Below are 25,242 nucleotides of genomic sequence, written 5' to 3' on the forward strand. Positions count from 1 at the left end.
CCAGGACGCCCCACCAGTGCCCCTGCCCCGCGAACACCCAAGTCTTTCCCCGTCTGCAATTTTCCTCTCTGTAAAGGAGAAGTTGTGTCTGTTCAAAACACTGAAACCGCAGTACCGCTCCCCGACGACAAAACCGGCAAGGACGGCGTGCAGCGTCGCACCAACGTCCGCTGGAAAATGTTCCTGCTCCTGCTGGTCCTCGTCGCCGTCAACTACATCGACAGGGGCTCCATCTCGGTGGCCCTCCCGATCATCCAGAAGGAATTCAACCTGCCCCCGGAGCTGGTGGGCCTGCTGCTCTCCGCCTTCTTCTGGACCTACGCGCTGATGCAGGTCCCGGTGGGACTGCTGATCGACAAGTTCGGCCCCCGCAAGGTCATGACGGCGTCCTGCGTCGGCTGGGGCGCGGCCACGGCAGCCTCCGGACTGGCCGGCGGCTTCCTCAGCATGTTCATCGCCCGGCTGGGCATCGGCGTCACCGAAGCCGGCGTTATGCCGGCCGGCGGCAAGCTCAACGCGATCTGGATGCACAAGTCAGAGCGCGGCCGCGGCGCCACCATCCTTGATGCCGGCGCACCCCTCGGCGCAGGCCTGGGCGGCATCCTGATCGCCGGCCTGATCGCATCCACCGGGAGCTGGCGCACCGCCTTCATCATCGCCGGCGCCGCCACCGTCCTGATGGGCCTGGCCGTCTGGTGGTACGTCCGCGACCACCCCCGCGAGCACCGCGGAGTCAACGACGCCGAGGCCGAATACATCGAGGCCTCCCACGCGGCCGAGGACGCTGCCGCCGAACTCGACGGCAGCAAGGGCAAACGCGCACTCCTGCCCTACCTGAAATTCCGCTCCTTCTGGGCCATGTGCTTCGGCTGGCTGGGATTCAACGGCGTCTTCTACGGACTGCTGACGTGGGGACCGCTCTACCTGGCCCAGGACAAGGGCTTCGACCTCAAGACCATCGGCTGGTCCACGTTTGTGATCTTCGGCGCCGGCTTCGTCGGCGAGATCCTCGGCGGCGCCATCGCCGACAAGTGGCAGTCCACCGGCGCCTCGGCCAACCGTGTGATGCGCACGCTCCTCGGCACCTCCAGTGTGGTCGTGATCGGCGGCCTGATCGGCGTCACCGTCGTGTCCGACCCCACCACCGCCGTCGTCCTCCTCTCCGTGGTCATGTTCTTCCTCCGCTGGGTGGGCCTGTTCTGGAGCATCCCCTCCATCCTGGGCGGCCGGACCAACGCCGGCGTCCTGGGCGGCGCGATGAACTTCAGCGGCAACATCTCCGGCTTCGTGACCCCGATTGCGGTGGGCCTGATCGTGGGCGCCACCGGCTCCTACACCTGGGCCCTGCTGTACTTCGTGGGATCCGCGATCATCATGGGCGTATCCGTCCTGACCCTGAACTACAACAAGCGGCTACCTGTCTAAGCTAGCCACACGCACCCTGCTCCTGACGCCGGGAACGCAATGCCGGACAAGAACCGAAAGTGGAGAACCATGCATACCGCAGAAGAGACCCAGGACAAGGAACGCCCCCTCCGGGAGGCTGTCCGGGACACCCTCCGCAACAGGATCTTTGAAGGGCATTACGTTCCCGGCACCAGGCTGGTGGAACGCGACCTCGCCGCCGAATTCAACGTGTCCCGCCTCCCCGTCCGCGAGGCCCTCCGCATGCTGCGCCAGGAAGGGCTCGTCAGCGACCGGGGCGCCCGCGGGGCCGAGGTCAGCACCCTGAGCCCCAAGGACGTCGAGGACCTGTTCGACGTCCGGCAGTCCCTCGAAGTCCTGGCCTGCCGTCTGGCCGCCACCCGCGCCACCGCCGAAGACCTCAGCGCCCTCGAGGGCCTGCTGGATGAAGCCGACCGCTGCCTGGCCAAGGGCGCCATCATGGAAGCCCACCGCGCCAACAGCGAATTCCACGATGCAATCACCCGGATCGCGGACAACGGCTTCCTCAAATCGGCACTGGAACCGCTCCAGGGCCGCATGCACTGGCTCTTCCGCCACGTCAGCGACCTGCCGGAACTCATCGAGGAACACCGCACCCTCTACGCCGCCATCGCCAGCGGCGACCCGGACCGGGCAGCCGCCCAGTCGGCGTCGCACATCGGCAAATACCGTGACCAGTTTCCGGAGGATCTCAGCCGGACCGAACCCTCCCTTCATCGGAAGAACCCATGAAACTTCTTGTCATCAACCCCAACATCAGCGACGACGTCACCGCCCTGATCGAAGCGGAGGCCCTGCGCTCCGCCTCCCCCGGAACCGAACTGCTGGTCCGGACCGCCGGGTACGGCGTCGAATACATCGAAACCCGCTTTGAGTCCCTGATCGCGGCGGGAGCCGTCGCCGAAATCATCGCCGAGTACACCCGCGACGGCGCCTGCGTCGACGGCGGCAGCTTCGACGGCGTCGTAGTGGCCGCCTTCGGCGACCCCGGGATGCCGGCGCTGAAGGAACTCGCCGACGTCCCCGTCATCGGCATCACCGAGGCGGCACTCTGCGCCGCCGCCCTGCAGGGGCACCGGTTCTCCATCATCGCCATTTCCGACCGGATCAGGCCCTGGTACCAGGACTGCGTGGAACGCTTCGGGCTCGGCGGCCGGCTGGCGTCGATCCGCTCCATCAACGAAGCCCTCCACGGCATCGCCTCGGTGCAGCAGGACTTCAAGGCAACCCTGCTCGCCCTCAGCCGCCAGGCCGTCACCGAGGACGGGGCCGACGTCGTGATCCTCGCCGGGGCGCCGCTCGCCGGACTGGCCCGCGAACTCCGCGGCCAGATCGGGGTCCCCGTGGTGGACGGCATCTCCGCAGGCATCCGGATGGCGGAGGCCGTCGTCGGCCTCGATTCCGGCCCGCACCGCGCGGGCGCCTTCGCCCCTCCCCCGGCGAAGGCCCGACGCGGCCTCACGGAGAACCTCGACGCCGCCCTCGCCACGGCACAGAACGCGGCAGCGCACGACGCCGTCCGCAGCGCCGCCGCCCGGCCGGCCGCGCCCGCACCGGCCAACTAGCTACTTCTACCTAGGAGGACACCGATGTCCGATACCCCAGAACTCGTCATCGCCCACGGAACCGTGGTCAACAGCTTCGGACGCCAGCACGCCCACGTGGTGGTCCGGGACGGCCGCGTCGACCGGCTCGTGGACGCGGCCGAACCCGTCCCCGCCGCTGTCCGCGTCATCGATGCCGCCAGCCGGCTCGTCATCCCTGGCGGCGTGGACGGGCACTGCCACGTGGCCCAGATAACCGGGCGGTTCCGCACCCTCGATGACTACCGGACGACGTCGACGGCCGCTTTGTGGGGCGGCACCACCACCATCATCGACTTCGGCATCCCCCGGGATTCCCGGGAAACGCCGCTCGCCGCCGTCCTGCACAAGAAGGAACTGGCCCGCGAGTCCCGGTGCGACGTCGCCCTGCACGGCTCCGTGGTCAGCTGGGACGAAACCGTGCCGTGGCAGCTCGAGCAGCTCGCCGCCGAGGGCGTCCGGTCCGTGAAGATGTACACCACCAACCGGGGCACCACGATGGCGGACGGGGACACCATCCTGAAGGTCATGCGCGAAATGGTCCGCCTGGACGGCCTCACCTACATCCATGCCGAGCACGACCCCATCATCGCGGACTGCACCCAGCAGCACGCGGACGACGGCCGGATCGGCATCGACCACCTGCACCGCACCCGCCCGGAACTGGCCGAAGAGGTCTCGGTCAAGGAAACCCTGGCCATGGCCGAATACACCGGCGCCCCCATCTACTTTGTACACCAGTCCACTCCCGGCGCCGTGGACCTGGTCAGCGAGGCCCGCCGCCGCGGGCAGGAGGCATTCTCCGAGACCTGCCCGCACTACCTCACCCTGGACGACAGTGTCTACGGCTCGGTGATGCCGGAGTGGTTCGCCTGCTGCCCGCCCATGCGCAGCCCCCGGACCGTCGCCGCGCTCCGTGAACGCCTGGCCGACGGCGCCATCCACACCGTCGCCTCCGACCACTCCTGCTACGACCTCACGCAAAAGCGGGAGCGCACGGACGACATCCGCGAGATGCCGCACGGCCTCCCGGGCGTCGAAACCCGGATGCCCGTCACCTTCACGGCCCTGATGCAGGCCGCCCGCGACGGCGCAGGGCGGGTGGAGGACTTCGTCGAGGTCTTCGCCGCAGGCCCGGCCCGCATCAATGCCCTGCCCCGCAAGGGCACCATCGCGCCCGGCTTCGACGCCGACCTGGTCATCTTCGACCCGGCAGAGGAACGCGCTGTCGACGGCGGCGCCCTGCACATGGGCACCGATTTCTCCCCGTTCGACGGCCGGACGCTCACAGGCTGGCCCGCCGTCGTCGTCTCGGCCGGACGCGTGGTGCTGGACAGCGACGGGTTCCACGACCCCGGTCCCGTGGGCCGGTTCGTGGCCCGCGACGGCTTCCGCGAGCACCAGTCTTCGCTGTCCGTCACCACTCCCGCCGCTGCGGCCGCCGCCGCGCCGGCCGTCCGGGCCACCCGCTAGGAGCCCGCATGCCTACCGCAACCCGCGCCACCCGCATCGGCATGATCGTGCCGTCCTCCAACACCTGCCTCGAGCCGCAGAGCTACCGGATCCTGGGCGGCCGCGACGACGTCACCATCCACTTCGCCCGGATCCCGGTCACCCGGATTGCCCTGGACAAATCCTCGGACAAACAGTTCGACGCCGCCGTCATGCGGTCGGCCGCCGAGCTCCTCGCCACCGCCGACGTGGACGTCATCGCCTGGAACGGCACCTCCGGCTCCTGGCTGGGCGCCGACCACGACCGCCGGATCGTGGCGGACATCACGGACGCCACGGGCATCCCGGCCACCACGTCCACGCTGGCCTACATGGAGGCGTTCCGGACCTTCGGCACCGGGCGCATCGGGCTGTTCACCCCGTACACCGGGGACGTCAACGAACAGATCGTGGCGTCCTACGAACGGGACGGCATCAAGACCCTGGACCACCGGTTCCTGGGCCTGAGCGACAACGAATCGTTCGCCCGCGTGGCCGACGAGGAGATGCGCCCGGGCTCGCTGGAGCTGGCCGCGGCCCGGCCGGACGCCATCATCTACCTCTGCACCAACCTCTACGGCGCCAACATCACCGCCGAAATCGAGGCCGAAACGGGCGTTCCCGTGCTCGACTCGGTGGCCGTCACGCTCTGGCACTGCCTCAGGATGGCGGGCGCCCCGCTGCTGGACCCTCGCTGGGGCAGGCTCCTGGCGAACTGAGACGCCCCGGGAACCTGATCCAGACCTCAAGAAGGAAATAACCGCATGAAATTTGCACGCCTCGGCGCCGTCGGTGCCGAAACTCCCGCCATCGTCGACGGTGAAACGTTCTATTCCCTGGCCGGACTCACCCCGGACCTTGACGCGGACTTCTGGTCCTCAGGCGGTCCCGCCCGCGCAGCAGCCGCCCTGGCTGCCGGGGAACTGCCGGAAATGGATGCCGCGAACCTCCGCATCGGGGCACCCATCACCCGGCCGTCTTCTGTGTTCGGCATCGGCTTGAACTACGCCGCACACGCCGCCGAATCGGGTTCCGAACCACCCACGGCACCGGTCCTGTTCCAGAAGGCTGCCAACACTGTCGTAGGACCCAACGACGCCGTCGCCATCCCGCGCGGCTCCACCAAAACGGACTGGGAAGTCGAATTGGGCGTAGTCATCGGCACCCGCGCCTCCTACCTCGAGTCGCCGTCGGATGCGTTCAGCCACATCGCCGGCTTCGTCACCGTCAACGACCTGTCCGAGCGGACCTTCCAGCTGGAAGGTCCCGGCGGTCAGTGGTCCAAGGGCAAGAGCTGCGCCGGGTTCTGCCCCACCGGCCCGTACCTGGTCACTCCTGAGGACGTGGACCCGGGCCACCTCCGGCTGCGCAGCTGGGTCAACGGCGAACCGCGCCAGGACTCCACCACGCAGGACCTGATCTTCGATGTGGCCACCATCATCCATAACCTCAGCCAGTACCTCGTCCTCGAACCGGGCGACCTGATCTGCACCGGCACTCCGCAGGGCGTGGCCCTGTCCGGGCGCTTCCCTTATCTAAAAGCCGGGGACGTCGTGGAGATTGAGGTGTCCGGCCTTGGACGCCAACGCCAGGAATTCGTCCAGGCCTGAATTGGGACATGCAGGCACGGTTGGCATGGCCTTCCGCGGCGTCCGGTGCGCAGTCACAATCCGCCCACAGCCTCTCGGCAGGCCGTGCCGGCGACTGGAGGCCGGCCTGTTTTGACTGCCTGCAATCGCCTGCGTATTCTCGAATTGCAAGAAAGTTTTCTCACACAATGAAAACTTGAGCCGACCATTCAATGACGAAAAGAGGTTGGACGTGGCTGCAGGAGAAGAGACCTCCCATATCCTCAGCGGGTTGACTAACCAGCTGCCTGATCGTGATCCGGAAGAGACCGCCGAGTGGCTGGAGTCCCTGGACACGCTGATTCAGGAACAGGGCACCGAGCGTGCCCAGTACATAATGCGCAGCCTGCTCCAGCGGGCCGGCGCGCAGTCCGTGGGTGTTCCGATGGTCACGACCACGGACTACGTCAACACGATCCCGGTGGACCAGGAAGCGGAGTTCCCCGGGGACGAGGAAATCGAGCGGAAATACCGGGCGTGGCTGCGGTGGAACGCCGCGGTCATGGTGCACCGGGCGCAGCGGGCCGATATCGGCGTCGGCGGCCACATCTCGACCTATGCCGGGGCCGCGACCCTCTACGAGGTCGGGTTCAACCACTTCTTCCGCGGCAAGGACCACCCCGGCGGCGGGGACCAGGTCTTCTTCCAGGGCCACGCCTCCCCCGGCATGTACGCCCGGGCCTTCATGGAGGGCCGGCTCTCCGAGGAGGACCTGGACGGGTTCCGGCAGGAGAAGTCCAAGGAAGGCCATGCCCTCTCCTCGTACCCGCACCCGCGGCTGATGCCGGAGTTCTGGGAGTTCCCCACGGTCTCGATGGGCATCGGGCCGATGAACGCGATCTACCAGGCCCAGTCCAACCGGTACCTGCAGAACCGCGGCATCAAGGACACCTCGGACCAGCAGGTCTGGGCGTTCCTGGGCGACGGGGAAATGGACGAGCCCGAGTCCCGCGGCCTGCTCCAGCTCGCCGCGAACGACAAGCTCGACAACCTGAACTTCGTGATCAACTGCAACCTCCAGCGCCTCGACGGTCCCGTGCGCGGCAACGGCAAGATCATGCAGGAACTCGAGGCGTTCTTCCGCGGCGCGGGCTGGAACGTCATCAAGGTCGTCTGGGGCCGGGAATGGGATGACCTGCTGGCCAAGGACGAGGACGGCTCGCTCGTGAAGATCATGAACGAAACCGTCGACGGGGACTACCAGACCTACAAGGCCGAGTCCGGCGCGTTCGTCCGCGAGCACTTCTTCGGGCAGACCCCGCAGACCAAGGAAATGGTCCAGGACCTGACCGATGACCAGATCTGGAACCTCAAGCGCGGCGGCCACGACTACAACAAGGTCTACGCCGCGTACAAGGCCGCGACGGAATTCAAGGGCAAACCCACCGTCATCCTGGCCCACACGGTCAAGGGCTACGGCCTGGGCACCCACTTCGAGGGCCGCAACGCCACGCACCAGATGAAGAAGCTCACCCTCGCGGACCTGAAAGCCTTCCGCGACCACCTGCGCATCCCCATCACCGACGACCAGCTCGAAATGGACCTCTACCGGCCCCCGTACTACCACCCCGGCATGGACTCCCCCGAGATCCAGTACCTCATGGAACGCCGCCGCGCCCTCGGCGGCTTCGTCCCCGAACGCCGGCCGGACCACGCGCCCGTAGCGCTGCCCGACCCGAAAACCTATGAGGTTGCCAAGCGCGGCTCCGGGAAACAGCGTGCCGCCACCACCATGACGTTCGTGCGCCTGCTCAAGGATCTGCTCCGGGACAAGAAGTTCGGGCACCGCATTGTCCCGATCGTTCCGGATGAATCCCGCACCTTCGGCATGGACGCGTTCTTCCCCTCCGCGAAGATCTACAACCCGGACGGCCAGGGCTATCTCTCCGTGGACCGCGACCTGGTCCTCGCCTACAAGGAATCCGCCCAGGGCCAGCTGATCCACCCGGGCATCAACGAGGCCGGCGCCGTGGCGGCGTTCACCGCCGCGGGCACGTCCTACTCCACGCACGGCGAACCGCTGATCCCGATCTACGTCTTCTACTCGATGTTCGGCTTCCAGCGCACCGGAGATTCCTTCTGGGCCGCCGCGGACCAGATGACCCGCGGGTTCATCATCGGCGCCACCGCCGGCCGCACCACCCTGACCGGCGAGGGCCTGCAGCACGCCGACGGGCACTCCCCGATCCTGGCCTCAACCAACCCGGCCGTCCTGACGTACGATCCCGCGTTCGGGTACGAAATGGGCCACATCATCCGGGACGGCCTGGAGCGGATGTACGGCCCGGAGTCCAAGGACCGGAACCTGATGTACTACCTCACGGTCTACAACGAGCCGATCTTCCAGCCCGCCGAACCCGAGAACCTCGATGTTAACGGTGTGCTGAAAGGTATCCACCGGGTGTCGGCGTCGGACCTGGAAGGGCCCAAGAGCCAGATCCTGGCCTCCGGCGTCTCGGTGCCGTGGGCCCTGGAGGCGCAGCGGCTCCTCGCCGAGGACTGGGGTGTTTCCGCCGATGTCTGGTCGGTGACGTCCTGGAATGAACTGCGCCGCGACGGGCTCGCGGCCGAGGAAGAGGCCTTCCTCAACCCCGGCCAGCCGGCCCGCGTCCCGTTCGTCACCGAGCAGCTCGCCGGCGCGACCGGTCCGATCGTGGCCGTCACCGACTACATGAAGGCCGTCCCGGACCAGATCCGCCAGTTCCTGCCGCACCAGTTCGCCTCGCTCGGCGCCGACGGCTTCGGCTTCTCCGACACCCGCGCCGCGGCCCGCCGCTTCTTCAAGAACGACACCCACTCGATTGTGGTGAAGACCCTGCAGCTGCTGGCCGCGCGCGGGGAGGTCGACGGCGGCGTGCCCGCCTACGCGATGGACCGCTACAAGCTCCTGGACGTCAACGCCGGGACCACCGGTGGAACCGGGGGCGAGGCCTGACCCGCGGCGTTAGGGTGGGCAGATGAACGACAGCGGAGCACCGGACCACAGCCGGGCAGCAGGCACGACGGCGGTGCTGCTCGCCGCCGGCGCCGGGACCCGGCTGGGGCTCGGGCCCAAGGCACTGCTGCCGTTCCGCGGGCGCACGCTCGTGGAAGTGCTGGCGGATGTGCTGGTCGCGGGCGGCTGCCGGGAAGTCGTGGCGGTGCTCGGCGCGGACGCGGCAGCCGTCCGTGCCGGCACCGACCTCCGCCGGCACCGGGTCATCGACAACCCGGACTGGGCCGGCGGGATGGGCAGCTCCTTCCGGCTCGGCGTCGCCGCGGCCGCCCCGGACGACCATGTGCTCATCGCGCTGGTGGACCAGCCCGGGCTGACGGCTGCGACCGTCGCCCGGCTGCTGGCATCGCACCGGCCGGGCCGGGTGACGGCGGCCGGCTACCGCTCTGCGGAGGGGAAGCTGCGGCGGGGACATCCGCTGCTTCTGGATGCAGGCCTCCGCGCTGAGGCGGTGGAAACGGCAGCGGGCGACGCCGGCGCACGCTTTTTCCTCCAGGCCCACCCGGAGCTCATCGACCTCGTGGACTGCAGCGACCTCTCCGGCGGCGCGGACCTCGACACCCCCGACCAGCTGCACCTCCTCGACTAGGGCCAACCGAAGCCGGGACCGCGTTAGCGGGCGGGGACGAACAGCTCTTCCAGCCCCCGTTTGAATCCGGACCGGCCGCCGTGGGCGGGATGCCTGATTTTCGGCACGTCCAGGCCGCTCCGCTGCAGGCTGCGGTGCGCCACGTTCCCCACGGCCACGACCGTTTCGATAGGAAAAATCTCGGTCAGCGCCTGCCAGAACGGGGTTCCCCGTGCGGCCTCGGAGGCCGTCGGGGTGCGGTTGGACAGCGGCTTCCCCGGCACGTGGGTATGCCACGGGCAGGCACTCCAGAGCAGGGGCAGGAATTCCAGCTCGGCCAGCACCTGCCACATCACCGTGGCCGTCGGCTCCGCCGCCACAGCCGCAGCTTCCGCCGGAAGCACGTAGCCCTTCCCGGGCCCGAACAGCCCAAACGCGTTGGCGGGACCCTCGAACATGGTGCGGTTGGTGAAGGGGACGCCGGTGATCCTCATGCCCCTGAAGCCGGGCGCTTCCCCGACCAGCAGCACCTTCGGGGAGCGGTCCTGCATTTCCCGCAGGTAGATCGCCAGGTTCCGGCGGCGCTGGGCATTTCCCGGCACGGTGTGGTCGAAGAAGTTGTTGCACCCCGGCCCCGTCGGCACGGCAGCGAGCCGGTCAACGAAGCCGTCGATGGAGGATGAAGTCATTCCGGGCCCGTTCCCTTGGCAGCTTGTCGGGTCATCAGACTATCCCGGCCGCTCCGCCGCCGGCACGGGCTTCCCGGCCGTCCTAGCATGGGGGCATGACGGACATGACCATCTTCACGGTGGGGCACTCCACGCACCCCATCGACGAATTCATCGGCATCCTGAAGGCACACGGCGTCAGGAAGCTGATCGATGTGCGCACCGTCCCGAAGTCGCGGCACAACCCGCAGTTCAACGCGGACGCCCTCGCGGCGAGCGTGCGGGCGTCCGGGATCACCTACCGGCGGATGGATTCCCTCGGCGGCCTGCGGCATCCCCGCAAGGACAGCCCCAACGGCGCCTGGCGGAACGCGTCGTTCCGGGGGTACGCCGACTATATGCAGACCGAGGAATTTTCCACCGCCATCGGCCAGCTGCTGGAACGCGGGCGGACCAACAATGTGGCGATCATGTGTGCTGAAGCGGTCCCGTGGCGCTGCCACCGCTCGCTGATCGGTGACGCGCTCCTGGTCCGCAATGTCGAGGTGCTGGACATCATGTCGGAAAAGTCCGCCAAACCCCACACCCTGACCTCCTTCGCGCGAGTGGACGGAGAACGGGTCTGGTATCCGGCGGACTGACCGGATACGCCGGCGACGGCTGCTACCAGCGCGGGTGGATCGATTCGCGGAAGTACTTGTCGTAGATTTCCCGGACGCCGACGTCGAACGTGGCGTCGATCCCGCTGACCCCGGCCGCTTCGGCGTTGGCGCGGGCCTGGTCCACGTTCCGCGCGCCGGGGATCACGGTGCTGACGCCGTCCTGTGCCGCGATCCAGGCGATGGCCGCCTGGGCGGTGCTGACGCCGTCGGGCACCAGTTCCTCGAACTCGGCCACCGCCTTCAGGCCCTGCCCGAAGTCCACGCCGGAGAAGGTCTCCCCGACGTCGAACGACGAGCCGGTGCGGTTGTAGTTCCGGTGGTCGTCGGCCGCGAAGGACGTGTCCGCGGTGTATTTGCCCGAGAGCAGCCCCGAGGCGAGGGGCACGCGGGCGATGATGCCGACGCCGGCCGCCTCCGCAGCGGGCAGCACCTCGTCCAGCGGCTTGAGCCGGAAGGCGTTGAGGATGATCTGCACGGTGGCCGTGCCCTCGTGCCGGATGGCCTCAAGGGCCTCGTCGGTCCGCTCCACGCTGACGCCGTAGTTCCGGATGGCACCTTCGGCAACCAGGGTGTCCAGCGCGTCATAGACCTCGGCGTTGCTGTACACGGCGGTGGGCGGGCAGTGCAGCTGGACCAGGTCCAGCTGCTCCATGCCCAGGTTGCGCCGGGACCGGTCCGTCCACTCCCGGAAGTTGGCGAGGTTGTAGTTCTCCGGCAGCTGCTCCGCCCGGCGGCCCATCTTTGTGGCCACCGTGATCTCCAGGCCCGGGTTCTCGGCCAGGAACTTGCCGATGGCCTGCTCGCTGCGGCCGTCGCCGTACACGTCCGCGGTGTCGAAGAAAGTGACCCCGGCTTCCGCGGAGGCGGCCAGGATCGCCTGCGCCTGCGCGGGGTCCACGTTCCCCCAGTCCGCACCAAGCTGCCAGGTCCCCAGTCCAACAATGGAGACGTTCCGTCCGGTCTTGCCCAAGATTCGCTTTTCCATCATCCGACTATAGGCCGGAACCGCAGCGCGGGGTCAGCGAGCGGCCTGCGTGGCGGCGGCCGCGAACGGCCAGCCGGTGACGGTCTTGGGCCGCGGGCTGGCGTAGGTCCGGACTTTTGACGTGCTCAGCCGCAGCCGGACCAGGGATTCGGCGATGGTGACGGCTGCCGCCACCCCGTCCACCACGGGAACGCCGGCGCGCTGCCGGATCTCCTCGTCCAGACCTGCCATGCCGCCGCACCCGAGGACAATGACTTCCGCCTTGTCCTCGCGGACAGCCAGCAGCGCCTGCTCGATGATGGCCTCCACGGCGCGCTCCGGATCCTCCTCCAGTTCCAGGACCGCCAGCCCGCTGGCCCGGACCGACGCGCAGCGGGCATCGAGCCCGGCCAGTTTCAGCCGGTCCTCGATCAGCGGAACGGTCCGGTCCAGGGTGGTGACCACGGAGTACTTGTGGCCCAGGAACATCGCAGTGCTCGCGGCCGCTTCTGTGATGTCCACGACCGGGACGTCGAGGAGCTCCTGGAGCCCCTCCCGGCCGTGCTCGCCGTAGCCGGCCTGGATCACGGCGTCGAACGGCTCCGGATAGGACAGCACCCGGTCCATCACGGCGATCGCCGCCAGGTAACTCTCAAAGTTGCCCTCGCAGGAGTCCGCGCCGAAGCGGGGGGTGAGCCCCACGATTTCCGTGTCCGGAAGCGCCACCTGGCGTGCCTGCGCGGCGATGGAGTCGGTCATGGACTGCGTGGTGTTGACGTTGGCGACAAGGATGCGCATGGTGCTGTTCTCCTTCAGGAGGGCTGGTCAGTGGGTGCTGGCGATGGCAATTGGCTCGCCGTCGACGTCGTCGAGCCGCTGGGAGCGGTCCGAGATGACGTAGTAGACCACCGCGGCGATACCGGCCGCGACGAACCACGCGAACGGGGCCGCGGCTTCCAGCGCCGGAACAAACGCGATGAGGAGCGCAAGGCAGGCGGCGGGCACCATGGCGATGATCGCGCGGGGGTTGAAGCCCTTCTTGTAGTAGTAGGCCCCCGCCGGGTCCTCACTGTAGAGCTCGATAACGTTGACCCGGCCGCGGCGCAGCAGCCAGTAATCGGCCATCACGACGCCGAACAGCGGGCCGAGCAGCGCTCCGAGTCCGCCGAGGAAGTACACGATCACGAGCGGGTTGTTGTACAGGTTCCACGGCAGGATGATCAGGCCGATCGTGCCGCTGACCCAGGCCGCCCGGCGGAAGTTCAGGTGCTTCGGGAAGAGGTTGGTGAGGGCGTAGACGGGGGCCACGAAGTTGGCCATCAGATTGACGGCGATGGTCAGGATCAGCAGCGCGAGGCAGGCCAGGACCAGGAACAGCGTGTTGGGGATGGTCTGAACGATGTCCGACGGGCTCTCGATGATGGTGCCGTTGATCTTGAACTGTCCGCCGGCCATGACCACCACGATCGCGCCGAACAGGAGCATGTTGATCGGGATGCCCCAGAAGTTGCCGCGGACCACAGCCTGCTTGGAGACGGCGGACCGGGTGAAGTCACAGAAGTTCAGGACAAAGGTCCCGTAAATGGCCACCCAGAGTGCACCGCCGGCAAAGATGGTGCGCCACATTTCGGCGCCTTCGAGGGCATTGTCCGCGGCCCAGGCGATGGACCCGCCGGCCTCCACAAAGATCCAGACGGCGATGGCAGCCATCGTTACCAGGATGATGGGACCGGCGAAGGCCTCGTACTTGCGGATCATTTCCATGCCGAAACTGACGATGACCAGCTGGACGATCCAGAGGAACACGAACGATGCCCAGCCCAGCGTGGACAGGCCGAGGATGGAGTTGGCGTCCAGCTCCCGCAGCGAGGGCAGCATGGCCACCAGCATGACGCGGAGAACCACGGACGCCAGGTAGGTCTGGATGCCGAACCATGCCACGGCCACGGCCCCGCGCAGGAGGCTGGCGATCTGGGCTCCCCGGATGCCGAAGCTGATCCGGCTCATGACGGGGAACGGGACACCGGTCTTGACGCCCATGAAGCCGGAGAAGCTGAGCAGCGCAAACAGGAGAACGGCTCCGACGCCCAGGGCGAGAAGGATCTGCCAGCCGCCCAGGCCGAGGGCGAAGAGCCCGATGGCAAAGGCGTAGTTTCCAAGGCTGTGGACGTCGTTGGCCCAGAGGGTGAAGATGCTGTAGCTGGTCCAGCGGCGGCCCTCCCGCTTGGTCGGGGCAAGGTCGATGTTGTACAGGGTGGGACTGATCGTCCGGCCGGAGGCTGCGCTGGCGGCATCGCAAAGCGCGTCGACACCCATGGAAGGGTGGGATGCTTTGTTCAGGCCAGCAGCGGTCTCGGGATCCGGCTCGACGCCGGTCAACGGGGTCGTCTGCATCGTGATCTCACTTCTTGAAGATGTCTTCCATCCATTCCGCACCGGGATCTGTGTCGGAAACCACCGGCAGGAGCGTCATTGCTTATATTCCACAATGCGGAAGATGGGTATCGAGTAGTGAAATAACGGTATGACCTGGGTCACGCCGGCGTCAAGGGCCACCGGAATCCGGCCGGTCACAAACGGTTGGCTGGGGACCGGAGGCACCTACCGGGAGGACGTTGCCAGCCCCGCTTCCTTCAGGCCGAGGTAGATTTTGTCCCGGGCGATCGGCAGCTCAGCGAACCGGACCCCGGTGGCGTTCCGGATGGCGTTGGCCAGCGCCGGCGCCACAGGATTGAACGGGCTCTCGCTCATGGATTTTGCGCCCAGCGGGCCCAGCTTGTCGGAGGTGTCGGCGAAGTACACCTCGCTGCGCGGCACGTCGGCGAAGGACGGGATGTGGTACTGCCGGAGGATGTCCGTGGTGACCCGTCCGGCGTCGTCCACCCTGACCTCCTCGTACAGCGCGGCGCCGAGGGCCTGCGCGATGCCGCCCTCGATCTGCCCGCGGCACTGCCGCGGGTTGACCACGACGCCGGCGTCGGCGGCCTGGACGCTCTGCAGGATCCGCAGCTCCCCCGTCCCGGTGTTCACCGCCACCCGGAACCCGTGGACGTTGAACGCCACCGACCGCGGCGTCCCGCCCCAGTGCCCCTCGCCGGAGAGTTCGACGCCGGCCGCAACGGCGGCGTCGAACAACTCCGCCAGCGGCACCCGGGTTCCCTCGCAGAGGACCGCGTCCCCCTCCAGCACGCACCCGGAGGCCTGGACCTGCCGGAGGCCGGCGGCGAAGGCGCGGATCCGCACCGCCAGTTCCTCGGCCGCGGCCAGGGTGGCCTTCCCGGCCACCACCGTCCCGGCCGAGCCGAAGGCGCCGGAATCGTGGTCGACCAGGTCGGTGTCCGACTGCCGGACCGTGATCCGGCCCGCGGTGGTGGACAGGGCGGTGGCGGCGAGCTGGGCGTGCACGGTGGTGGTTCCGTTGCCGAACTCCGCGGTCCCCACGTCCACCTGGTAGCTCCCGTCAGGCAGCAGCCGGATCCGGGAGTGCGCGAAGTGGCCCCGCGGCGGGACAGTGTCGATCATGGACAGCGCCGTGCCCTCCCCGGTGACCCAGTCCGGGCCGAGGTCCTCGAGCCCGGCCTCCCGGTAGCGTTCCCGGCCGCGGGCCAGGGCGTCCTGCACCAGCCGCGTGCACTGGTCGAGCCCGTAGCTGCCGTAGAGGACGTCCTCTTCCGGGTCGGGGTGGGTGGAGAGCATGTCGTCGCCCTCGCGGACCATGTTGCGGCGGCGGAACTCCATCGGGTCCATGCCGATCCCGGCGGCGAGCTCGTCGACCGCGGATTCGATCGCGAAGGCCGTCTGGCTCAGCCCGTAGCCGCGGAACGCGCCGGAGGGCACGGTGTTGGTGTACACCGCCTGCGCGTCGACCTTCTTGTTGGCGCAGTTGTACACGGCCAGGGATTCGCCGCAGCCGTGGAACATCACGCCCACCGAATGGTTGCCGTAGGCGCCGGCGTTGGTCAGCACGTCCAGCTGCAGGGCGGTCAGTCTGCCCCCTGCGCTGGCGGCGGCCTTGAGCCGGATGGTGAACGGGTGGCGGGTGGTGGCTGCCGTGAACTGCTCGGTGCGGGTGAATTCGAGCTGCACCGGGCGCCGCAGTTTCAGCGCTGCGAGCGCCACGATGTCCTCGGTGAGGACCTCCTGCTTGCCGCCGAAGCCGCCGCCGACCCGTCCCGCGACCACCCGGATCCGGTCCTCCGGCAGGCCGAACACCCGGCCCAGGGTGCGCCGGACCAGGAACGGCACCTGGCTGGACGTGCGGACCTGGAGCCGGCCTTCGTCGTCGATCGAGGCGATGGCGGCGTGGGTCTCCAGCGCGGTGTGCTGCACCCGCTGGGTGCGGTAGGTCTGCTCGTGGATGAAGTCCGCGGCGGCAAAGGCCGCCGCGACGTCGCCGAGTTCGGAGTGCAGCTCGGCGACGACGTTGCGTTCCGGCCGCCCGATGCGGGCTGTGGCGGCGTCCTTGTCCCCGTGGATCGCCGGGGCGCCGGGGCGCAGCGCGTCCTGCGGGGTGAACACCGCGTCCAGCACCTGGTACTCCACCTTCAGCGCCCGGACGCCGGCCTCCGCCGCGGCGACGGTCTCGGCGACGACGGCGGCGATCCGCTGCCCGACGAACCGGACCACGTCATCGAGCACCCGGGTGTCGTCCGGATCGTCGGTGTACAGCTCGTGCTGCGCGGTGGAAAACAGCTGGGCGGGCGCGTCCTCGTGGGTGAAGACCGCCTCGACGCCGGGAATTGCCAGCGCGTCCGCGGCGTCGATGGATAGCACGCGGGCGTGGGCGTGCGGCGAGCGCAGGAGCTTCACGTGCAGCAGCCCCGGAAGCTCTGATGCCGGCACATCCAGCGTGTAGCGCGCGGTGCCGGTGACGATCGCCCGGCCGGCGGGGGCCGGGACGTCGTCGCCGAGCTGGCCGGGCTGCGGCTCGGGCTGGCTCTCGCCGGGTATCCCGGAGCCGGGTCCCGCGGGGCCGGGGTGGCTCGATGCGCCGTGCGCGGCCTCACCGCAGACGGCGTCGCCGATGGCCCGGTAGCCGGTGCAGCGGCACAGGTTCCCCTTCAGGTTCCGCGGCAGGTCGGCCTTCTGTTCGTCGTCGAAGGTGGCCGCCGTCATCACCATGCCGGCGGTGCAGAACCCGCACTGGAAGCCCTGCCGTTCCAGGAACTGCTGCTGCATCGGGTGCAGGGCGGTGCCGGGCGCAGTCCCGGTCGCGGCGCCCGCATCGGACGCAGTCCCGGTCGCGGCGCCCGCATCGGACGCAGTCCCGGTCGCGCCGCCGGCGCCGGACGCAGTCCCGGCCGTGTCGGTCCCCTCGGACGGTCCGCAGGTGCGGGCGAGCCCCTCGATGGTGGTGACGGTGCGGCCCTCGGCGCGGACGGCCGGGTAGATGCAGCTGTGCACGGGGGTGCCGTCCACATGGACGGTGCAGGCGCCGCAGTCGCCGCCGTCGCAGCCCTTCTTGACGCCGAAGTTGCCCTGCTCGCGCAGGAACGTCCGCAGGCACTGCCCGGGACGGGGTTCGGCCTGCGCCGGGGTCCCGTTGATCTCGATAGCCATGCTCAGGCCCTTTCCTGCTGCGGCGAAACCGTGTGCCGTGAAGAAACTGTGTGCTGTGAAGGGGGCGCGTCGCCCCTCGGAGGCCAGAAGTCCCCCGAGACGCGGACCGGCGGAACCCCTGCCGGGGCGGCCAGCTCTGCCCGGATCTCCTCGGCCAGCCGGTAGGTCATGTCCTTGCGCCAGGCCGGCAGGCCGTGGATGTCATCGTGGTAGAGCCCGTCCGGGATGGCGTCGAGCGCTTCGGCCAGGGCCGCCGGCGACGTCGGGGCGCCGGGAGCCGCCGCGAGGCGCAGCTGCACGGGGCGCTTGGTGGCGGCGGTGACCGTGAGGACCAGGCTGCCGTCGGCGTCGAGCCTGCCGATCAGCAGCACCCCCGACCGTCCCAGGTTGCTGAGCGACAGCCGGCGGAACGCCACCCGGGAGGCAAGGGCCGACGCCGGCAGCTGGACTTTGCGGAGCAGCTCGCCGGGTGCCAGGCAGTTGCGTGCGTCCCCGGTCACGAATTCCGCCACCGGGACGGTGCGGCTGGACCCGCCCGGGCCGAGCACCGTGGCCACGCCGTCCAGGGCCGCGCAGAGCGAGATCATGGGTCCGGCCGGCAGGGAGGTGCAGAGGTTGCCGCCCACGGTGGACATGTTCCAGACCTTGAAGGACGCCACGAAGGAATCGCAGCACGGCCGGATCAGCTCCAGCGCGGGCCAGATCCCGGCGTGCGTCCGGCCCGCTTCGCCGGCGGGCAGCGCGTAGAGCTCCGCGATGGTGCAGGTGGCCGCGAGTTCGATCCCGGCGTCGGACACCGTGATCGCCGGCCAGCCGGTGGAGCCGAGGTCCAGGAGCCGCCGGAGCGGTTCCTTGCCGAACGCGTAGCTGCCGTAGGAGAACAGCACGGTGCCGCCGGCCAGCCAGGCGTCGCCGGCCTGCCAGTCGGCCGGATCCGCGGTGCGGACCACGGCCTCGATGGTGTTCATGTCCATGGCATCTCCTGGTGTTGCGGGGTGTTGACGAAGTGGTGGATCGGTCCGGTCCCGTGTTTCAGGGACAGCCCGCGGGCGGCCCGGCTCCGGCCGGCGACCAGCTCCGCGGTGATGGAGACGGCCACCTCCGCCGGGGTTACGGCGCCCAGGTCCAGTCCGATCGGGGAATGCAGCCGCTCGGCCTTCTCGGGCGCCACCCCGGCGGCGAGCAGCGATGCCATCCGCTGGGCGTGGCTCCGCCGCGATCCCATGGCCCCGACGTAGGCCAGGTCCAGGCCAAGCGCGGCCTGCAGCAGCGGGATGTCGAACTTGGGATCGTGCGTGAGGACGCAGACCACGGTCCGGGCATCGAGCCGGCCGGCCGCGGCTTCGGCGGCCAGGTACCGGTGCGGCCAGTCCGTGACCACCTGGTCCGCCGCCGCGAACCTGTCCTGCCCCGCGAACGCCGGCCGGGCGTCGCACAGGGTGACGTGGTAGCCGAGCAGCCGGGCGGCCGGCACCAGGGCCGCGCCGAAATCGTTGGCGCCGAACACCAGCATCCGGGCCGGCGGCAGCCTGCTCTCCACGAGCAGGGTGACGGGCTCGGCGGCGGGCCCCGCCGCGGCGTCGCCGTAGCAGCCGGATTCCGCCGCCAGCCGCACCACCCCGGTGGTCCCGTTTCTCAGCAGGGGTTCGAGCTGCGCGGCGGCCGCCTGCAGCAGGGAGCGGTCCCCGCCGTCGACTCCCAGCAGGGCGGCCACGGCGTCGGACTCTGCAACCCGGTAGCTGGCCGGATCCGGGATGACAACCGCCCCGGCGCCTCGCGGATATCCGGCACCGTCCGGGCCGTGCGCATCGATCCGGCGGATGAGCGCCAGGCCCGCTGCGGGATCGTGGGCGTCCAGGGCGGTCAGGCCCTCCGGCCGGAGGCCCCCGAGGGTGTCCGCCAACAGTTCGATGTGGACGTCCAGCTCGCCCCCGCAGGTGAGCCCGACGGCGAATGCGTCCTCGTTGCTGTAGCCGAAGAACTCGCGGCGCGTGCCGCCGTCGGCCATCACTTCCAGGGCCGCCGCGACGACGGCGCCCTCAACGCAGCCGCCGGAGAGGCTGCCGAGGACATCGCCGGACTCGGAGACCAGCATGGAGGTTCCCACCGGGCGCGGCACGGAACCGCCGGTCCCCACCACTGTGGCCACGGCGCAGCGCCGGCCGGACGCAGCAGGCCACCATTCGCCCAGTGACGGCATCAGATCCAACATGGCTGCACTCTCTTTTCCTGTGCGGCGATCGTGTGCATATTCTCGTTCCAATCGGTGTCCGGGGACAGCACCGCCGCGGCGGCGTGGCCCAGAAGCGCTGCGCTTCCGGAATTTCGCGCCGGGGATCCCCGGTGCGGCGGTCCGAAAGCGCAGCGCAAGTCCGGATGTCAGGCGCCCAGCAGCGCGTTGATGGGGCCGCGGGCGAAGTAGACCAGGAATCCGGCCGTCACAACCCACATGAGCGGATGGATCTTCTTGGCCTTCCCGGACGCTGCCCCGATGATGGCCCACGAGATGAAGCCGACGCCGATGCCGTTGGCGATCGAGTAGCTCAGCGGCATCGTGACGATGGTCAGGAACGCCGGGAGAGCCACCGCGAATTTGGTGAACTTGATCTCGCGGATCTGGGCCATCATCATGGCGCCCACCACCACCAGGGCGGCGGCGGCCACCTCCAGCGGAACCACGCTGGTGAGCGGCGTGAGGAACATGGAGCCAAGGAACAGGACACCGGTGACCACGGAGGCCAGCCCGGTCCGGGCGCCTTCGCCGATGCCCGCGGCGGAATCGATGTAGACGGTGTTCGAGGATCCCGAGGTCGCGCCGCCGGCAACGGCACCGATGCCTTCAACGATGAAGGCCGACTTGAGCCGCGGGAACGTGCCGTCCTTGTGGGCGACACCGGCGCTCTTGGCGAGTCCGGTCATGGTGCCCATGGCATCAAAGAAGTTGGTGAAGACCAGCGTGAAGACCAGCATGGTGGCGGCAAGCCCGCCGATCCGGCCGAAGGCACCGAACATATCGAACTGTCCCACGAGGCCCAGGTCGGGCGCCGACACCAGCTGGCCGGAGAGCACCGGGGTGTTCAGGTGCCAGCCGCCGGGGTTTGTGGCGCTGCCGGGGCCGATGCGCAGAACGGCCTCGACGATTGCTGCGAGCACCGTGGTGGCGACGATCCCGATCAGCAGTCCGCCCTGGACCTTGCGGGCCACGAGGATGCCCATGACGAGGAGTCCGACGACGAAGACGAGGGTGGGAACTGAGGTGATGGAGCCGTTGTCGCCCAGCTGCACCGGGGGCCCGGCCGTCGTCGCCCGGACGAAGCCCGAGTCGACGAAGCCGATGAACGCGATGAAGAGGCCGATGCCGACGGTGATGGCTGCCTTCAGTTCCTTGGGGACGGCCCGGAAGATGGCCGTCCGGGCGCCGGTGACGCCGAAGAGGACGATCAGGATGCCGTTGAGGACCACCAGGCCCATGGCCTCGGGCCACGTGACGTCGTTGATCACCGAGACCGCGAGGAAGGAGTTGATGCCCAGTCCCGCGGCCAGGCCGAACGGCAGATTGGCTACGAGCCCGAACAGAATGGTCATCACACCGGCGGTGAGTCCGGTGACGGCGCCGACCTGCGCGGCGGACAGCCAGCCGCCGGCCACGTCGGTGGGTGCATTGCCGGCGCTGAAGCCGCCAAGGATCAGCGGATTCAGGATCACAATGTAGGCCATCGTGAAGAACGTGACCAGGCCGCCGCGGAACTCGCGGGCAAGCGTCGAGCCGCGCTCGGTGATGTGGAAGAAGCGGTCCAGGAAAGCGTTCGACGCCGGCGGCCGGGTGTTGCGGGCCTGCCGCTTGGTCTCGGCTGCGGCTTTGGGGGCCGGCGTTGTTGCCGGCTGCGGGCCTTCGTGGGACTGATCGAGGATTGTCATGTCAGCCGCCGGCCCTAGTAGTCAATCCTGGAGCCGAGCGTGTTCCAGGTGTTGAACGGTTCCAGCACCGCAGGGGCCTGGGGATCACCCAGTTCCAGCTTGGACACCGGCATGAGGGCATCCCGGTTCTCGTTCTCGAAGTACTCGTAGAAGACGGCGTCGTCGAAGCCGACGGAGGCGGCGTCGTGCCGGTCCGCCGCGAAGACCACGCGCTCCACCCGCGCCCACAGCGCGGAGGCCAGGCACATCGGGCAGGGCTCGCAGCTCGTGTAGAGGGTGGCTCCCCGCAGGTCGAACGTGCCCAGTTCGCTGCAGGCCCGCCGGATGGCCGTGACTTCGGCGTGGGCGGTGGGATCGTTGGTGGCGGTGACGCGGTTGACGCCGTCGAACGCTTGACCGCCCGCGGTGACGATGACGGCGCCGAAGGGCCCGCCGCTGTTTAGGACGTTGGCCGTGGCCAGCTGGATGGATCTGGCCAGAAAATGTTCGGCCGTGACGGTGCTGCTCATGATGCGACTCCCTTTGCTGGGAAGCCGGTATACCGAGGTGAGACGGAAGGGCCAGATGCGACGGTTACCAGGCTTCAGCATGTGCTTTGAAGGTTAAGTTGCGCCTGGTAGATAGCTTCCCCGGAGTCCGGGTGCCCGCCTTTGGCAAGATCGAGATTAGCACCGGAACGTGAGCTGCGCCATAGATTTCTGGAAACTTAATTTCGGGATGTGAAATTCATGTTTCCGCGGGCTCACCTCCCCCTGTCACATGCGGCGCCGTTGACGGGCGGCTTACGGCGGCCATACGCTGGTCCCCAGCCGGCGCCTCTCCGCCGGCCACCTGGATCAGCAGACAGGGCATCACTGAGCTGGAATTGCACGCACCGGCAACCACCAGACAAGGATCCCCCATGACCCTCCCCCGCCATTCAGGCACGCCACATCCCGCTCCCGGCACGCGGCTCTGGATCAAGAACCCGCTCGGCGCCTTCACGGCCAACAGCCTCGACGCCTCCGGCGGAATCGTGGTGAGCGGCGGCATCATCGTTGAAGTTCTGGCCGCCGGGCAGCTGCCCGCGGCGCCCTGCCAGGAAACGTTCGACGCCGGCAGCCACGTGCTGCTGCCGGGGCTCATCAACACGCACCACCACTTCTACCAGACCCTCACGCGGGCCTGGGGTCCGGTGGCCAACGCGCCGCTCTTCCCCTGGCTGCAGAACCTGTACCCGGTCTGGGCGCGCCTCACCCCCCGCGACCTGGAACTGGCCACCACGGTGGCCCTCGCCGAACTGCTGCTCTCCGGCTGCACCACGGCGGCGGATCATCACTACCTGTTCCCGGACGGCTTGGAGGACGCCATCGACATCGAGGTCCGGGCCGTGCGCGAACTCGGCATGCGCGCCACGCTCACCCGGGGCTCCATGAGCCTCGGAACGGACGACGGCGGCCTGCCGCCGCAGTCCACGGTGCAGTCACCGGACGTCATCCTGGCCGACAGTGAACGGCTCATCGGCGAGTACCACCAGCGCGGCGACGGCGCGACTGTCCAGATTGCGCTGGCGCCGTGCTCGCCGTTTTCGGTCACCCGGGAGGTCATGGCGGAGAGCGCGGTCCTGGCAGAGCGGCACGATGTCCGGCTGCACACGCACCTTGCCGAGACCCTGGACGAGGAGGACTTCTGCCGGGAGATGTTCGGCCTGCGGACCGTGGACTACCTCGACAGCGTGGGCTGGCTGAGCGACCGGACCTGGCTGGGCCACGGCATCCACTTCACCGACGGCGAGATCGCCGCGCTCGGGGCCGCCGGCACCGCCGTCGCGCACTGCCCCACGTCCAACATGCGGCTGGCCTCCGGCACGGCCAGGGTGCTGGAACTGGAGGACGCGGGCGTCCCGGTGGGACTGGGCGTGGACGGTTCAGCCTCGAACGATGCGTCCAACATGATCCTGGAGGCGCGGCAAGCCCTGTACCTGCAGCGGCTGCGCTACGGCGCGCAGGTCCCGGTGGAACGGGCGCTGGGCTGGGCGACGCGGGGCTCCGCCGCCGTCCTGGGCCGGCCGGACCTGGGCCAGCTGGCCCCCGGGATGCAGGCGGACCTGGCCCTCTTCAAACTCGACGAACTGCGCTTCTCCGGCAGCCATGACCCCGTCGCTGCCCTGTTGCTGTGCGCGGCCGACCGGGCGGACCGCGTCATGGTGGGCGGGCAGTGGCGCGTGGTGGACGGCAACATTCCGGGACTGGACATCGCCGGGCTCACTGCGGAGCACTCGGCTGCGGCGCGGAAGCTGGTGGCCGGCTAGACCTGGCAACGCGCAGTCTGTTGATCCAGCGTGAGACCCGGCCGGGCCGGTGCCCCCGGTCGGCCGGGAAGTGGAAGTCCGGATCGGTGCCGCCGCGGGGGAGGTAGAGCTCGGCGGGCGGTGCCGGGGGCTCCGCGGCCGTGGCGGCTGGTTGGTGCTGCTGCATTTTGTTGCTCCCTGTTCTGGTCTTGTTTTCTCGTGGTCTATTTTCGCTATACGAAACTTAGTTCTTGCTATACGGAAACGATAAGACTGCGGCCCGGAGCGGTCAAGGGCCTGCGACCGCCGTCACGCAGCGCCGTCGGTCACAATCGGAAATTTCAGATTGTGATGTACACCACGGCCGGACTGGGCTAGCCTTGAAGGTAATTCGTGGCGTAGGTCACGTAACCTGGGAGCAGCAGGCAGGGTTGTAATGAGCTGGCGTCAACTGACGTCGGCTCTTTTTTATGGGTCGGCGGAGAAAGAAACGAACGCGAAATGCGTCGGAAATTTCTATGTGGGAGTTTGATTCCACATACCGGAAGTTGGGAACCCCTCCATGAACAACAAAATCGTCCTCGGACAGAACCAGTACGGTAAGGCCGAAGTCCGCGTCGTCAAGATCACCCGCGACACGGAGCGCCACGAGATCGAAGACCTCAACGTCACCTCGCAGCTCCGCGGCGACTTCGCCGCGGCCCACCTGGAAGGCGACAACAGCCACGTGGTGGCCACGGACACGCAGAAGAACACCATCTACGCCTTCGCCCGGGAGGGCATTGGCTCCCCGGAGGCCTTCCTGCTCCGCCTCGGCGACCACTTCACCTCGAGCTTCGACTGGGTGACCGGCGGCCGCTGGGAGGCCGAGTCCTACAGCTGGGACCGCATCCAGGCCCACGGCGCGGCCCACGACCACTCCTTCGTGCGCAACGGCCAGGAAGTCCGGACCGCCGTGCTGGTCCGCGACGGCGCCGACCGGCACCTGATCTCGGGGCTCAAGGACCTGACGGTTCTCAAGTCCACGCAGTCGGGCTTCGTCGGCTACCCGCGGGACAAGTACACCACCCTGCCGGAAACCACTGACCGGATCCTCGCGACGGATGTTTCCGCCCGCTGGCGCTACAACCCCGGCACGGACTTCGGCTCCCTCGACTTCAACAAGAGCTACGAGGACGTCAAGGCCCTCCTGCTGGAGGGTTTCACCGAAAAGTACTCCCACGCCCTGCAGCAGACCCTGTTCGACATGGGCACCAAAGTTCTCGAGGCACACAGCGAGATTGACGAGATCAAGTTCTCGATGCCCAACAAGCACCACTTCCTGGTGGACCTCTCGCCGTTTGGCCTCGACAACCCCAACGAGGTGTTCTTCGCCGCCGACCGGCCGTACGGCCTGATCGAGGCGACGGTCCAGCGCGAGGACGCAGCACCGGCCGATGCCGCGTGGTCCGGCATCGCCGGATTCTGCTAAGGAACTTCGGCCCGCCGGCC

Annotated in this window: 20 protein-coding genes; 11 read left to right on the forward strand and 9 right to left on the reverse strand. The window is 68.6% G+C overall.

All coding sequences use genetic code 11. From position 1 onward, the window contains the following. Positions 1–84 precede the first annotated feature (84 nt). The 8 genes from AC06G6_RS18185 (at position 85) to nboR (ending at position 9,732) form a co-directional block, all read left to right on the forward strand. Positions 85–1,425, forward strand: a complete 1,341-nt coding sequence (locus AC06G6_RS18185) for an MFS transporter (RefSeq protein WP_479824463.1) — start codon at positions 85–87, stop codon at positions 1,423–1,425. Between the two features lie 69 nt (positions 1,426–1,494). Next, positions 1,495–2,178 carry a GntR family transcriptional regulator gene (locus tag AC06G6_RS18190; RefSeq protein WP_479824464.1) on the forward strand — a complete coding sequence of 228 codons (684 nt, stop codon included), beginning with the start codon at positions 1,495–1,497 and terminating at the stop codon, positions 2,176–2,178. Next, on the forward strand, positions 2,175–3,011 hold the full coding sequence (locus AC06G6_RS18195; RefSeq protein WP_479824466.1) for an aspartate/glutamate racemase family protein: 837 nt from the start codon (positions 2,175–2,177) through the stop codon (positions 3,009–3,011). Before AC06G6_RS18190 ends, AC06G6_RS18195 begins: the two co-directional genes overlap by 4 nt. A gap of 24 nt (positions 3,012–3,035) precedes the next feature. Then, positions 3,036–4,502, forward strand: coding sequence for an amidohydrolase family protein (locus tag AC06G6_RS18200; protein ID WP_479824468.1), 1,467 nt, complete (start codon positions 3,036–3,038; stop codon positions 4,500–4,502). An 8-nt stretch (positions 4,503–4,510) separates the two neighbouring features. Continuing rightward, positions 4,511–5,239: a maleate cis-trans isomerase family protein gene (locus AC06G6_RS18205; protein WP_479824470.1), complete on the forward strand. Its 729-nt coding sequence runs from the start codon at positions 4,511–4,513 to the stop codon at positions 5,237–5,239. Positions 5,240–5,284: 45 nt separating this feature from the next. Then, positions 5,285–6,130 (forward strand): fumarylacetoacetate hydrolase family protein, encoded by an 846-nt coding sequence (locus AC06G6_RS18210; protein ID WP_479824472.1) that lies wholly within the window; start codon positions 5,285–5,287, stop codon positions 6,128–6,130. Positions 6,131–6,341: 211 nt separating this feature from the next. After that, on the forward strand, positions 6,342–9,083 hold the full coding sequence (aceE, locus tag AC06G6_RS18215; RefSeq protein ID WP_479824474.1) for a pyruvate dehydrogenase (acetyl-transferring), homodimeric type: 2,742 nt from the start codon (positions 6,342–6,344) through the stop codon (positions 9,081–9,083). 22 nt (positions 9,084–9,105) lie between these two features. Further along, on the forward strand, positions 9,106–9,732 hold the full coding sequence (nboR, locus tag AC06G6_RS18220) for a nicotine blue oxidoreductase (protein WP_479824476.1): 627 nt from the start codon (positions 9,106–9,108) through the stop codon (positions 9,730–9,732). Positions 9,733–9,755: 23 nt separating this feature from the next. Here nboR and AC06G6_RS18225 read toward each other — a convergent pair whose 3' ends face one another. Continuing rightward, positions 9,756–10,400, reverse strand: a complete 645-nt coding sequence (locus tag AC06G6_RS18225) for a uracil-DNA glycosylase (RefSeq protein ID WP_479824478.1) — start codon at positions 10,398–10,400, stop codon at positions 9,756–9,758. A 95-nt stretch (positions 10,401–10,495) separates the two neighbouring features. Between AC06G6_RS18225 and AC06G6_RS18230 the strand changes: the two genes are divergently transcribed. Then, positions 10,496–11,020 carry a DUF488 domain-containing protein gene (locus tag AC06G6_RS18230; RefSeq protein ID WP_479824480.1) on the forward strand — a complete coding sequence of 175 codons (525 nt, stop codon included), beginning with the start codon at positions 10,496–10,498 and terminating at the stop codon, positions 11,018–11,020. Between the two features lie 22 nt (positions 11,021–11,042). Here AC06G6_RS18230 and AC06G6_RS18235 read toward each other — a convergent pair whose 3' ends face one another. The 8 genes from AC06G6_RS18235 to AC06G6_RS18270 form a co-directional block, all read right to left on the reverse strand. Then, on the reverse strand, positions 11,043–12,026 hold the full coding sequence (locus AC06G6_RS18235) for an aldo/keto reductase (RefSeq protein WP_479824482.1): 984 nt from the start codon (positions 12,024–12,026) through the stop codon (positions 11,043–11,045). Between the two features lie 33 nt (positions 12,027–12,059). Beyond that, the gene (locus tag AC06G6_RS18240) at positions 12,060–12,803 is read right to left on the reverse strand and encodes an aspartate/glutamate racemase family protein (protein ID WP_479824484.1); all 744 of its coding nucleotides are present in this window, start codon (positions 12,801–12,803) and stop codon (positions 12,060–12,062) included. Between the two features lie 27 nt (positions 12,804–12,830). Continuing rightward, positions 12,831–14,399: an NCS1 family nucleobase:cation symporter-1 gene (locus AC06G6_RS18245; RefSeq protein WP_479824486.1), complete on the reverse strand. Its 1,569-nt coding sequence runs from the start codon at positions 14,397–14,399 to the stop codon at positions 12,831–12,833. Positions 14,400–14,606: 207 nt separating this feature from the next. Continuing rightward, positions 14,607–17,564 (reverse strand): molybdopterin-dependent oxidoreductase, encoded by a 2,958-nt coding sequence (locus AC06G6_RS18250; RefSeq protein WP_479824488.1) that lies wholly within the window; start codon positions 17,562–17,564, stop codon positions 14,607–14,609. Positions 17,565–17,566: 2 nt separating this feature from the next. After that, the gene (locus AC06G6_RS18255) at positions 17,567–18,538 is read right to left on the reverse strand and encodes an FAD binding domain-containing protein (protein ID WP_479824490.1); all 972 of its coding nucleotides are present in this window, start codon (positions 18,536–18,538) and stop codon (positions 17,567–17,569) included. Then, a complete protein-coding gene (locus AC06G6_RS18260) occupies positions 18,529–19,776 on the reverse strand; it encodes an XdhC family protein (RefSeq protein WP_479824492.1) in 1,248 nt (415 codons plus the stop codon). Before AC06G6_RS18260 ends, AC06G6_RS18255 begins: the two co-directional genes overlap by 10 nt. 167 nt (positions 19,777–19,943) lie before the next feature. Next, a complete protein-coding gene (locus AC06G6_RS18265; protein WP_479824494.1) occupies positions 19,944–21,482 on the reverse strand; it encodes an NCS2 family permease in 1,539 nt (512 codons plus the stop codon). A gap of 14 nt (positions 21,483–21,496) precedes the next feature. Beyond that, the gene (locus tag AC06G6_RS18270) at positions 21,497–21,991 is read right to left on the reverse strand and encodes a nucleoside deaminase (protein WP_479824495.1); all 495 of its coding nucleotides are present in this window, start codon (positions 21,989–21,991) and stop codon (positions 21,497–21,499) included. 392 nt (positions 21,992–22,383) lie between these two features. Here AC06G6_RS18270 and AC06G6_RS18275 point away from each other — a divergent pair, with 392 nt between their 5' ends. Beyond that, positions 22,384–23,772 (forward strand): 8-oxoguanine deaminase, encoded by a 1,389-nt coding sequence (locus tag AC06G6_RS18275; RefSeq protein ID WP_479824497.1) that lies wholly within the window; start codon positions 22,384–22,386, stop codon positions 23,770–23,772. Positions 23,773–24,313: 541 nt separating this feature from the next. Continuing rightward, positions 24,314–25,222: a factor-independent urate hydroxylase gene (gene pucL, locus AC06G6_RS18280; protein ID WP_307464401.1), complete on the forward strand. Its 909-nt coding sequence runs from the start codon at positions 24,314–24,316 to the stop codon at positions 25,220–25,222. The last annotated feature ends 20 nt before the right edge of the window (positions 25,223–25,242 follow it).

The organism is Arthrobacter sp. CJL-S3, assembly GCF_056711635.1.

Bases quoted from the DNA above. Each gene is read 5' to 3' on its own strand.
- AC06G6_RS18190 (WP_479824464.1), top strand. From the start codon at position 1,495: ATGCATACCGCAGAAGAGACCCAGGACAAGGAACGCCCCCTCCGGGAG.
- AC06G6_RS18195 (WP_479824466.1), top strand. From the start codon at position 2,175: ATGAAACTTCTTGTCATCAACCCCAACATCAGCGACGACGTCACCGCC.
- AC06G6_RS18200 (WP_479824468.1), top strand. From the start codon at position 3,036: ATGTCCGATACCCCAGAACTCGTCATCGCCCACGGAACCGTGGTCAAC.
- AC06G6_RS18205 (WP_479824470.1), top strand. From the start codon at position 4,511: ATGCCTACCGCAACCCGCGCCACCCGCATCGGCATGATCGTGCCGTCC.
- AC06G6_RS18210 (WP_479824472.1), top strand. From the start codon at position 5,285: ATGAAATTTGCACGCCTCGGCGCCGTCGGTGCCGAAACTCCCGCCATC.
- nboR (WP_479824476.1), top strand. From the start codon at position 9,106: ATGAACGACAGCGGAGCACCGGACCACAGCCGGGCAGCAGGCACGACG.
- AC06G6_RS18225 (WP_479824478.1), bottom strand. From the start codon at position 10,400: ATGACTTCATCCTCCATCGACGGCTTCGTTGACCGGCTCGCTGCCGTG.
- AC06G6_RS18230 (WP_479824480.1), top strand. From the start codon at position 10,496: ATGACGGACATGACCATCTTCACGGTGGGGCACTCCACGCACCCCATC.
- AC06G6_RS18235 (WP_479824482.1), bottom strand. From the start codon at position 12,026: ATGGAAAAGCGAATCTTGGGCAAGACCGGACGGAACGTCTCCATTGTT.
- AC06G6_RS18240 (WP_479824484.1), bottom strand. From the start codon at position 12,803: ATGCGCATCCTTGTCGCCAACGTCAACACCACGCAGTCCATGACCGAC.
- AC06G6_RS18245 (WP_479824486.1), bottom strand. From the start codon at position 14,399: ATGCAGACGACCCCGTTGACCGGCGTCGAGCCGGATCCCGAGACCGCT.
- AC06G6_RS18250 (WP_479824488.1), bottom strand. From the start codon at position 17,564: ATGGCTATCGAGATCAACGGGACCCCGGCGCAGGCCGAACCCCGTCCC.
- AC06G6_RS18255 (WP_479824490.1), bottom strand. From the start codon at position 18,538: ATGGACATGAACACCATCGAGGCCGTGGTCCGCACCGCGGATCCGGCC.
- AC06G6_RS18260 (WP_479824492.1), bottom strand. From the start codon at position 19,776: ATGTTGGATCTGATGCCGTCACTGGGCGAATGGTGGCCTGCTGCGTCC.
- AC06G6_RS18265 (WP_479824494.1), bottom strand. From the start codon at position 21,482: ATGACAATCCTCGATCAGTCCCACGAAGGCCCGCAGCCGGCAACAACG.
- AC06G6_RS18270 (WP_479824495.1), bottom strand. From the start codon at position 21,991: ATGAGCAGCACCGTCACGGCCGAACATTTTCTGGCCAGATCCATCCAG.
- AC06G6_RS18275 (WP_479824497.1), top strand. From the start codon at position 22,384: ATGACCCTCCCCCGCCATTCAGGCACGCCACATCCCGCTCCCGGCACG.
- pucL (WP_307464401.1), top strand. From the start codon at position 24,314: ATGAACAACAAAATCGTCCTCGGACAGAACCAGTACGGTAAGGCCGAA.